Annotated in this window: 5 protein-coding genes; all 5 read left to right on the top strand. The window is 43.8% G+C overall.

The features are described from left to right. The first annotated feature begins 184 nt into the window (after positions 1-184). The 5 genes from IWA51_RS09030 to IWA51_RS09010 all read left to right on the top strand — a co-directional run bounded on the left by IWA51_RS09030 (position 185) and on the right by IWA51_RS09010 (position 11,444). On the top strand, positions 185-4,741 hold the full coding sequence (locus IWA51_RS09030; protein WP_230402747.1) for a 2-hydroxyacyl-CoA dehydratase: 4,557 nt from the start codon (positions 185-187) through the stop codon (positions 4,739-4,741). A gap of 16 nt (positions 4,742-4,757) precedes the next feature. Beyond that, positions 4,758-6,146, top strand: coding sequence for a hypothetical protein (locus IWA51_RS09025; protein ID WP_198442162.1), 1,389 nt, complete (start codon positions 4,758-4,760; stop codon positions 6,144-6,146). 18 nt (positions 6,147-6,164) lie between these two features. Next, positions 6,165-9,062, top strand: coding sequence for a tetratricopeptide repeat protein (locus IWA51_RS09020; protein WP_198442161.1), 2,898 nt, complete (start codon positions 6,165-6,167; stop codon positions 9,060-9,062). A gap of 19 nt (positions 9,063-9,081) precedes the next feature. Further along, positions 9,082-10,752: a hypothetical protein gene (locus tag IWA51_RS09015; protein ID WP_198442160.1), complete on the top strand. Its 1,671-nt coding sequence runs from the start codon at positions 9,082-9,084 to the stop codon at positions 10,750-10,752. Positions 10,753-10,829: 77 nt separating this feature from the next. Next, complete coding sequence (locus IWA51_RS09010) at positions 10,830-11,444, top strand: MotA/TolQ/ExbB proton channel family protein (RefSeq protein WP_177527593.1); 615 nt, start codon at positions 10,830-10,832, stop codon at positions 11,442-11,444. The last annotated feature ends 10 nt before the right edge of the window (positions 11,445-11,454 follow it).

Below are 11,454 nucleotides of genomic sequence, written 5' to 3'. Positions count from 1 at the left end.
AAGAGTCCGTTCTTGCCTAAATACTATTTTCCGTATAAAATATATCGTTGAGATACTTTTTTTATTGCTTAGAGCGTTTTATATTAAGGAATTCAGAAGGTTTTATATGGAAGATATTACAAATAGTGGAGCAGAAAGTACTTTGGAAGGAGCAGTTTTCAAGCCTCTTGCAAAGCCACTGCGCATGGGAATAGACGTAGGTTCTACGACAGTAAAGGTTGTTATTCTTGGCGATAACGACGAACTTTTGTACGGGGCATACGAAAGACATCGTGCAGATATACGCAATACGATTATTCAGGTTGTAAACAAAGCTTTTGATACGATAGAAAAAGAGCTTCCTCTTGGCGAAGAACAGACTGTTACCGTAAAAGTAACCGGTTCGGGCGGACTTTCTGTTTCGCAGTGGCTGAACATTCCTTTTATCCAGGAAGTTGTAGCCGCAACGACAGCCGTAAGAAAAATTATTCCGCAGACAGACGTTGTTATTGAACTTGGCGGTGAAGACGCCAAAATCACATACTTCAAAGGCGGTGTAGAGCAGCGCATGAACGGTACATGTGCAGGCGGAACGGGCGCTTTTATTGACCAGATGGCGGCTCTTCTTGAAACAGATGCATCCGGCCTTAACGAACTGGCCTGGGGAGCGGGAACAATTTATCCTATTGCCGCGCGCTGCGGTGTTTTTGCAAAGACAGACGTACAGCCGCTTATAAATGAAGGAGCCCGCCGTGAAGATATAGCGGCATCTATTTTCCAGGCCGTTGTTTCGCAGACAATTTCAGGTCTTGCTTGCGGTAAGCCAATCCGCGGAAACGTGGCTTTTCTTGGAGGACCGCTGCACTTTCTTGATCAGCTTAGAGAACGCTTTGCAATAACACTCAAACTTACCCCGGAACAGACAATTGTTCCTGACAACAGCCAGCTTTTTGTCGCAAGCGGTGCCGCATATTCCGCAGAACGTTCAGTAAAATGCTCTGATCCTTCTTCACAGGGAGCAAAATTCCCTACAATAAAGGAATTCCGCGAGAGTTTAAAGAATCTTGTTGGTGCCGAAATGCAGGAAGTCCAGAGGTTGGAGCCGCTCTTTACTTCACAGGAAGAACTTGACGAGTTCAATGAGCGCCATTCAAAAGAAAAGGCACTTACCGGGGATCTTGCTACTGCAAAAGGTCCTGTATTTCTGGGACTGGACGCCGGTTCTACAACAACAAAGGCTGTTCTTACAGACACCGAGGGACGCATTCTGTGGCGTTTTTACGATGTAAATGCAGGAAACCCGGTGGAACTTGCCGTAAAGGTACTCAAAAGCCTTTATAAAATCCTGCCCAAGGACTGCTACATTGCACGTTCTGTTTCTACAGGTTACGGCGAAGCTCTTTTCCAGGCGGCCCTCGGAGTAGATGCCGGTGAAGTCGAAACAATTACCCATTACCGTGCCGCAGATTTCTTTGTTCCTGGGGTTGAATTCCTTCTGGACATCGGCGGACAGGACATGAAGTGCCTCAGAATGAAGGACGGCGCAATTATTTCAATTCAGCTTAACGAAGCATGTTCTGCCGGCTGCGGAAGCTTTTTGGACAACTTTGCAAGAACAATGGGAATGGACGTAAGGGAATTCTCAAAGATTGCGCTTCTTGCCAAAAAACCTGTTGACCTTGGAACGCGCTGTACTGTCTTTATGAACAGCCGAGTAAAACAGGCCCAGAAGGAAGGTGCCGAAGTTGCAGATATTTCTGCCGGACTTTCCTATTCAGTAATTAAAAATGCACTTTTCAAGGTAATAAAACTGCGCAAGGCAAGCGATATAGGCAAAAAAGTCGTTGTTCAGGGCGGAACATTCAACAATGATGCCGTTCTGCGTGCTTTTGAAAAAATTGCCGGTGTTAACGTTTACCGTCCAGATGTAGCAGGCCTTATGGGCGCGTACGGTTCGGCACTTATTGCACAGGATCAGTGGGAAGATTTGAGACGCCCCAAGCCCGATGACCCCGACCAGACGCCAAAGTTTGTAAAGAGTTCCATTGCAACTCTTGAACAGCTGGACTCATTTCGCGTAGAACTTGATCTGAGACGCTGCGGAAAATGTTCAAACAACTGTCTTCTTACAATAAATACCTTTATTACCGGCGGCTCTTCTGTAGAAGGCTCAAAAGACGGGGACGGCAGAACCGTAAGAAAATTCATTACGGGAAACAGATGTGAACGCGGTGCCGAACTTGAATCAGAAAAAGGTTCAAATGTTGTTGACGCCAGCAACAAGGCAGACAAATCCGGTGACTATGACGACGGAAAAAATCTTCCCAACCTTTTTGAGTGGAAGTACAAGAGGCTTTTCCACTACGTTCCCCTCAAGAGCGAAGATGCTCCGATGGGTGATGTAGGAATTCCGCGTGTACTCAACATGTACGAAAACTACCCGCTTTGGTTTACTTTCTTTACAAAACTGGGCTTCAGGGTAAGGCTTTCACCGCGTTCGAGTCGTGCAGTTTACGAAAAGGGGCTCGAAACAATTCCGTCAGAGTCGGTATGCTATCCTGGAAAAATTTCGCACGGACATGTCGAAAGCCTTCTGAAACAGGGTGTAAAATTTATTTTCTATCCGTGCGCACCTTATGAAATAACCGAAGATTCCGGGGCAGGAAACCATTACAACTGTCCTATCGTAACGAGTTACCCCGAAGTTCTGCGCAATAATATCGACGAACTCAGACAGTCTGATTCTGTTTTGTTTATGAACCCGTTTCTTCCAATTTACGACAAAAAGCGTCTTGGCGAGCGTCTGTACGAAGAAATGGGTGAAAAATTCCACATTTCAAAGCAGAAAATAGAAGAAGCCGTAGATGCAGCCTGGGCAGAACAGGAAAAATTCCGCCGTGACGTAAAGGAAAAGGGTGAGGAAGCCCTTGAAGAAGTTATACGCCGCGGTGCAAACGGAATTGTTCTTGCAGGACGCCCGTATCACCTTGACCCCGAAATTAACCACGGAATTCCCGAAATGATCAACGGACTGGGAATGGCTGTCTTTACAGAAGATTCAGTTGCCCATCTTGGAAGCATTGAACGCCCGCTGCGCATAATAGACCAGTGGACTTACCACAACAGGCTTTACCGTGCAGCTTCCTTTACCAGCGGAATGCCGAATCTTGAACTTGTTCAGCTTACTTCTTTCGGCTGCGGACTTGATGCCGTTACTGCAGACCAGGTGGACGAAATTCTCAAGTCAAAGAGCCGCATGTACACGCTCATAAAGATAGATGAAGGAAGCAATCTTGGTGCCGTAAGAATCAGAATCCGTTCCCTTATTGCCGCTGTTAAGGCCCGTGAACGCAACCACCGCAAGTTCGCCGTAAAGAGTGCGGCCTACAAGCGTCAGGTGTTTACAAAAGAAATGAGAACTTCGTACACGATTCTTGCACCTCAGATGAGTCCCATTCACTTCAGGCTGTTGCAGAAAGGATTTGCCTATTCAGGGTACAATTTTGTTATTCTTGACGCAGTAGATCCCGCCGCAGTTGAAACAGGACTCAAGTATGTAAACAACGATGCATGTTACCCGTCAATACTTGTTGCAGGCCAGATGATTTCGGCCCTTCAGAGCGGAAAATACGATTTGAACAAAACAAGTCTTCTTATTACACAGACCGGCGGCGGCTGCAGGGCCACAAACTACATTGGTTTTATACGGCGTGCGCTTAATGACGCGGGACTTTCACAGGTACCGGTTATTTCAATGAGTGCGCAGGGTTTTGAAAAGAACCCCGGCTTTACGTATTCATTCCCAATGCTTCACAGAATGCTTCATGCAGTTATGCTCGGCGACCTTCTTATGCGTGTTCTTTACAGGACAAGACCTTACGAAGCTGTTCCGGGAAGTGCAAATGCCCTTTACGAAAAGTGGAACGGCCGCTGCGAAATTGCGCTCAAGTCCCTTTCAAACCGCACTTACCACAAGCTCATAAAGGGAATTGTGCATGACTTTGACAACCTGCCGCTTGTTCCAGTCAAAAAACCTCGTGTAGGTGTTGTAGGTGAAATTCTTGTAAAATTCCACCCGACTGCAAACAACCAGATTGTCGAAACTATTGAGCGCGAAGGTGCAGAGTGTGTAATGCCGGATCTGGCAGACTTTCTGTTCTATACATTCAGTACGGGAATTTTCAGACACCGCGAACTTGCATTCCCAAAGAAAACAGAGCGTAACGCAAAGCTCTTTGTGTGGTTTTTGGAATTGTACAGGAAGTATATGAAAAAGACACTCAAAAAGAGCCATCGCTTTGACGCGCCTACAATTATTTACGATCTCATGAAGGGCGTTGACGATATAGTTCAGATAGGAAACATTACCGGTGAAGGATGGTTCCTTACTGCAGAAATGGTTGAACTCATACATTCGGGCTGCCCGAGCATTGCCTGTGTACAGCCGTTTGCCTGTCTTCCAAACCACGTAACCGGAAAAGGCATGATCAAGGAACTGCGCCGCCGTTACCCGCAGGCAAATATTTCTGCTATTGACTATGATCCGGGTTCAAGCGAAGTAAACCAGATTAACCGTCTAAAACTTTTGCTCAGCAATGCTCCCATAGGAAATCATCCTGACGAAGAAAGCGACGGAATGATTCATTCTCCAGACGGAAAGGTTGTAAAACCCGAAATTGCCTATGCAGAAGGCGGTGCAGGTTTCACAGACCCCGAGCCGGTTAAAGAAAGCGATATTCCTGTTGCTTCGGACATAAACTAGGCAGAGGAGGCTGGCGTTGCTGAAAAAGCTTGCTGCGTATGCATTTATTTCTGTATTTGCTGTTTTGCCGTTTTTTGCGGAATACAACAGAGCCGGAATTCCTGATTCTGCAGAAATAAGATCGGGAATAACAGATGCCTGGCTTGAGGCACCCGTTTCGTCCCTTAAGTCAAAGCCGTCCGAACTCAAGGAAAATTCTGCCGGTACCGTGTTCCAGATAAGAATGGAAGAACGCATGGACTCAATTGCCGTTATTGTGGCACCGCGTTCTTTTATTGACGTTGACATTGTTGAAGATGGAAAAGTTTCTGATTCTGTAAGGGCCGCTGTTTATCCTGAATGTTCTCCTGGTAGCTGGGTTCTCTACAGAAACAAAAAAAACGGTGAGCCGCAGAAAATACGCTGGTACTTCAATACAGACAGTGACGTTTACGTTCAGTTTGAAGAATCACAGAACCGTACTGTTGCGCAGTTGGTTGTCTGCGGACTTTATGCTGCACATTCTGTTCCCGTCGGTATTGCATTCACAAGACTCTATTCAGCTTCGTTTGCCGATGTTCTGAGGTGGACAAAAACTTCCCTGCCCTGGGAAAAAGTTTCTGTAGTTACGGGGCAGTACCATGAAATTATACAGATGGCGCAGGTAATCCGCGAAAATATTCCGCTGTTTGATTATACAGAAGATGTCTGTTACGATAGCGACGGTACGCGCAAATTTATTACTACCGGAAAAAAATATACTGTTCCCGACAAGGACGGAAACCCCGTTGAACCTCCTGAAAACGGACGCATTACTGTTGGCGGCGCGGGATTCCTTAAATGGATTGCAGACGGAATTGTAAAGCCTCTTTCGGGTTCTGCACTTAAACTTGAAGGACTTGCAGCTCCTACGGTTTTGTTCAGCGAACTTGGAAAAAACGGTGTTATCTCGCAGGAATGGAATCTTACTCTTGCACTGGACTGGACGCGAAATCTTGCTTCACAAATTTATTCAGTGCGTGCGGGAAAAGATTATGTTTTTTCTGAATGCGGTGTTGATGTAGAAGAAAACTTTTTTTCGGGAGCGGTAGATGATTCTGCTTCTGCAAAACGGTATCATTATGTTCCTGATTCTGGTTATCCCCCGCAGTCACTTAAGGCGCTTTTATACGTGCTTTCTGTACGGGATCCAGGGTGGTTTTATCTTGCCGCAATAAGGCAGCAGTCTTCCATTAAACCCGATGAACTTGTCTTTAACGGATGTGCCGCGCTGTTCCCATATTTTGATGATGCCGGAAAATTCAAGTGCGCTGTCTTTATGAACGGCGGCGAAGTTCCACTTGAAAAATTTATTTCTGACAACAGCAGTTCCTTTATCCATCTGGAAAGGGTCCGCGCTACGGACTATTTTTTTCCTGTGAATTAATGCGGGGAGATTTTTAAATTGAAAAAAATATTTTCTTTAATAATTTTTTGTGCTTCATGTTCATTTTTGTTTTCTGCAGAAACACTTACCGACTCTTCTTTGTTCGGTGAGATTCAGTCTGCATATTCAAGCGGTGCATATCCGGGAACAGTGGAATTCTCTGTTCAAATGGAAAAAAACTTTCCGCTTTCCCTGCTCATTCCAAGAACGCTTTTGCTTAAGGGAAAAAGTTTTTATCATCTGGTAAGATATTCCGAAGCGGCAGAAACTCTGGAAAAAGCAGGTGAACTTGCCGGCGACGATTCAGAAACCGCAGCAGAGTCACTTTATTGGAAAGGAAGATCTGAGTTTGCACTTGCCGACTATTCCAAAGCTGCATCTTCTTTTTATGAAGTCTGTTTCCGGTATTCAGAAAAAAATCTTCCGGACAGTGTGCGCACATTTTACAATATGTCTGTTTTGTATGCAGGAAAATCTTTTTACCGCCTGAATGAATTTGCAAAGGCTGTTCCGCTTTTTGAAAAAGTTATTTCCGGCGGGAATGAATACGGATTTTCTGAGTATGGCGATACCTGCGTTATGCTTTTTGACTGCTATTCAAAAACAGAAAATTACACACGCGCAATAGAAGTGTATGAGAATTTTTCCAAAACAGAAAACCGTTCAGAAATTGAATCAAAGATTTCACTTTGTGCGGGAGATTCCTATGCAATGCTCGGTATGTATAAAAAAGCCTATGACTGTTATGCCGCTGTTCTTCTTGGTGAAGATTCTGCGCTTGCGGCCGAAGCGCTGCAGAAGGCTTACGGAATTGCAAGTTCCCATAAAAAAGAAGTAGGCCGCGACCCCGGTGCAGTTCTTGAAAGTGCACGCGATACGCTTTTTGAATACGATTCACTTCTTGCAGAATTCTGGACCAGACTAGGAACAGATGCTTTTGCTGACGGGGACTTTAAAAAAGCGGCATCTTATTTTGATAATGCTGAATCTGACGGTGCAGCGGGTGATGTGCTTGCTGTTGTCGGTCTTTACAGAAGCCGCATGAAGGGTGCAGACAAACGGGCAGTACTGGAATCTTATTTTTCAAAATCGCAGATCGGAAAAGAAAGCGTCTATTATGCAGATTACGAAACTTCCCTTGCAGAATGTACCGCTTATGAAAAAGAATGGACACAGTCGCTGCTTCATGCAAAGAATGCACTTTCTTCAATGGCGGCTCCGGCTTACAAAAATAATCTTTATGAAAGTGCTTCTTACTGGTTTGCATTTTCTTCTTTAATGCTGGGCGACTCAAAGGGAGCTCTTGCAGCTTTGGAAAGGGAAGAGTCACGCAAAAGCCCGGAATCTGTTCTTTTGTATGCAAGACTTCTTTATTCCGCAGGCAAAAAAAATGAAAGCCTTGAACAGTTTAAAAAACTTGATGCAATGAATTTTCTTGACAAGGATTCATCTGCCGACTATGCAAAGGTTTTGTTTTCATGCGGTTACATGAAAGCGGCACTCAGACAGTCTTTGTTTTCAAACACACCCGACGGTTGGTACATGACGGCTCTTTCTTCATTCAATTTGGCAGACTGGCGTACTTCTGAAAAATATTTTTCAAAATATATTGAAAGCGGTGCAAAAGAAAATGTTCCCTATGCACTTTTTTACTGCGGATATAGCCGCTACAAACTGGGCGAAAATCTTTCTGCATACAAAATGCTTTCTGAATTTACAGGCCGCTATTCTGATCACCCTCTTGCGTGGAATGCAAATATGGTTGCAGCAAATGTTGCGGCTGCCAATTCAAATTATGATGAAGCGGCACGCCATGCAGAAAATGCACTCAATCTTTCTAACAGCGATGAAGAAAAACAGAATGCGTATGTTTTATGCGCTTCGGTTTATTCAGATGCGCGCCGTTATGATGACGCAATCCGTGTTCTTTCGGAACCTGCAAAAAAGAATGATGACTTTGGAATACGTTCACGCTACCAGATTGCCCAGCTTTATGCAACCTCTGGAAATCTTTCTGAAAGCGACGCTCTGTTTGCAAAAATCCAGAATGATTCTTCTGCCGGAAACTTTGCAGACGAAGCTTCGTACAGGCGTGGGGAACTTTATTATTCAGCAAAAGAATATGCGTCTGCAATAAGCCGTTTTTCAGAATATCAAAAAAAGTTTCCGCGCGGAAAATTTCTTGATGCGGCAGTTTACTATATCGCAGACAGTTACGCACAGCAGGGACGCTATGAAATGGCCGAACTTCAGTACAGGACACTTATTTCTGAAATGCCTGAAAGTTCTTTCATTTACAGTTCGCGCAAAAATCTCATGAACATTTACCGTACTACGCAGAATTACAAAGCCGCACTTGAACAGTCAAATATCCTTCTTGGAAACTTTCCTGAAGAATCTGCAAAAGACGGAATTTATAATGAAAGAAAAGAACTTTCGCTTCTTGCATCCGGAATAAAAGAAGATGCTTTAAGACTTGAAAATGAATACAAGTCTGCAGGAGGAAGTTCAACGCGCGAAGGACGCATTAATGGAACTGCACTTGCTGAATATCTTTGGAGTCAGGACAATAAAAAAGATGACGCGGCTGTTCTTGCAGAAGAACTTTATTCAATTCAGTCTTCGAAAAAAAATGAGGCTTCTGAATTTGAATGGGCCGCAAAAACAGGAATGATTGTTGCCGCACACAGGCGTTCTCAGAATGACAGTGAGTCTGCGGCAAATGTATATCTTTCTGTTTCACGGTATGCAAGAATGAGCGGTAATGACGATGATGCCGGCCGAGCTTTGTACGGTGCTGCAGAAGCTTTCAGTGCTGCAGGAAAAGAAGCCGATGCTTCACTTACTGCAGAAAATCTTTTGAAACTTTATCCCGACGGACCTTATGCACAGAGTGTCCGCGTGTTTTTGAAATAGAAATAATTGTGAGGTTTATATGAACTGTGAAATAAGAAAAAAAACGGCGGCCTGTATTTTTGCTGCATTCTGCTTTTCTGCTTTCTGCCAGAACAACAGTGCTGTTTCAGAAGACGAGCAGATTATTCTTCCAGAAGTTACAACGACAGTTTCAGGAGATTCACTTTCTGCAGGAAAAGATGCGCTTCCCGATTTTTCAAAAATAATTCCAGCTGCCCCTTCAGGAAAAGATGTCCTTCCAAAACTACCGGGCCTTGTAGCAGTGACTGCCGAAGAAGAACCGGTTGCAGATCTTGGAGAAGATTCTGTCCGTTCTGTATATGCGCAGGGACTTATAGGCTGCGGATTTCCTGGATACTTCAAAGGGGATTTTTCAATTTACAAAAGTTCAGGCGATGAACCTTTTATGCTTAAATTCCTGCACGAAAGCGAAAACGGTTACGGACTTAATTCTGCAGGCGACGGTTATTTTGATGCGAACACCGCGCTTTTCGGTGAAAAGACACTTTCTTTTGACAAAATTACTCTGGATCTGAATGCAGGTTATGAAACACTCACATACGGCCTTCAGGGAAAAAGTCCGTTCTTTTATGATTTAAACCAGCGTTTTTTTTCTACTGATAATAAGTTTGCATGGAAAATCGGACACGGTTTCGGACTTGATTTTAAACTGTCCGGTTCATTTTACAGCCGCTATGCAGGTGTTCCTGATATAGAAATTGCAACAGAAAAACTTCCTGTACGTTCGGAATCTGCCGATGTATTTTACCTGAATCCCGGTGCACGCTTTTTCTGGCAGGGAAAATATTTTTCGGCAGGTTTAAGCGCTGCGTATGACTTTGAGTCGGCATTCGGTGAAAGTAATTATTCTTCGCAGTCAGTTAACCGCGGAGTTTTTATTCTTGATGCTGACTGGAAAAATTCTTTTCTTTCAGCAGGTGCGGGCGGTGGTGTAGTAGTAGGAACTTCCATCGGTGAAAATTCTGTTGTTCCGGTTTTTGACATTTCATTTGGCGCAAAATGGATGACAGCTCTTTCAAAAAGGCCGCTTGAACTGTCTTTGGCAGGCGGAATAAAATCTTCACATTCAACTTACGCACAGTCCGAGCGTGAATATGCATATTCTGCAGCAGACTCTTTGGATTCTGAAACTACGGACTGGTTTGCAGACTTCAAGGCGGCAGTTCCCGTAAGTTCAGTTTTGAATCTTGATCTTCTTGCACAATTCAAAAAGACTGCTTTCGGAAACGGTGCGCGTGAAGCAGATTATTCTTCTGAGTCTGAATGGGGACTTTATTCCTTTGAAAAAAATGAGCGCACTCTTTTTACGACAGAAGTATCTCTTTCCTATGTCTGGAAAACCTTTAACTTCAGCGCAGGATGGAATTCGCACTGGATGCATGTTCCGTCAAATGAATATGCCAATTCTGTAAAAGCAGACATTTCGTTCCAGTCCCAGAATGGAATATGGGGATTTTCTGCTGCACTCGAAGAATTTTTGGGTGAAGGAAGCGACGTTGTTCCGGTTATTGGCGGAACAGTTTTCTACAAGATTCATGATTCAATCAGACTTACTGCAGAACTGGATGATCTTGTAAAACTTTTTGCCGGGGATGACAGAACATACTTTGGAAATAAATATATTAAAAATTCTGGAAGCGCAAATATTTCTGTACGCTTCTTCTTTTAATAAAGATAGAATCTGAAAATTGTAATTTTTAGAGATGTCATAAAATCTGAAATTAAAAAATTAGAATGGGGGTAAATATGTTTCAGACAATAAAAAACGGCGGAATCCTTATGGTTCCGATTATTATGTGTGGTCTTGCTTCTCTTTTTATTATTATAGAAAGACTTTACTATTTTATAAATGTAAAAAAGCGCGACCAGAAATTCGAAGAAGATATTTGCGGTGCACTAGATAAGCGTGATTATTCTGCTGCAGAAAGTGCCTGTATTCTTGCAGACACACCCTGCGCCGATGTTGTAAGAACAGCTCTTTCTTACCGCAACCTTAATGAGGCTGACTTAAAAGAAGCTGTTCAGACAAAGATGGACTCTGTTGTTCCGAAGTTTGAGCATCTTCTTACTGCCCTCGGAACAATAGGAAATATTTCGACTCTGCTCGGTCTTTTGGGAACAGTTACCGGCAACATAAAAGCGTTCGGTGTTCTTGGAAACGGAGGCTCCATGGGCGATCCTGCACTTCTGGCAAACGCAATTGCAGAAGCTCTTGTTACAACTGTCGGCGGTCTTACCGTTTCAATTCCGTCCATTATTTTTCACAATTATTTCAATTCGCAGGTGAATCATAAAATCAGGGACATGGAATCTCTTGTAACAAAAGTTATATTCAAGCTTACCGGAAAAGCTCCGGTTTAAGGAAAAGTGC

Source organism: Treponema peruense (assembly GCF_016117655.1).
GTDB lineage: Bacteria > Spirochaetota > Spirochaetia > Treponematales > Treponemataceae > Treponema_D > Treponema_D peruense.
The sequence above is the reverse complement of the archived record's forward strand: the minus strand, read 5'-3'. Positions and strand labels throughout refer to the sequence as shown.

Excerpts from the sequence above, each read along its gene's own strand:
- IWA51_RS09010 (WP_177527593.1), top strand. The coding sequence starts at position 10,830 with ATGTTTCAGACAATAAAAAACGGCGGAATCCTTATGGTTCCGATTATT.
- IWA51_RS09030 (WP_230402747.1), top strand. The coding sequence starts at position 185 with ATGGGAATAGACGTAGGTTCTACGACAGTAAAGGTTGTTATTCTTGGC.
- IWA51_RS09015 (WP_198442160.1), top strand. The coding sequence starts at position 9,082 with ATGAACTGTGAAATAAGAAAAAAAACGGCGGCCTGTATTTTTGCTGCA.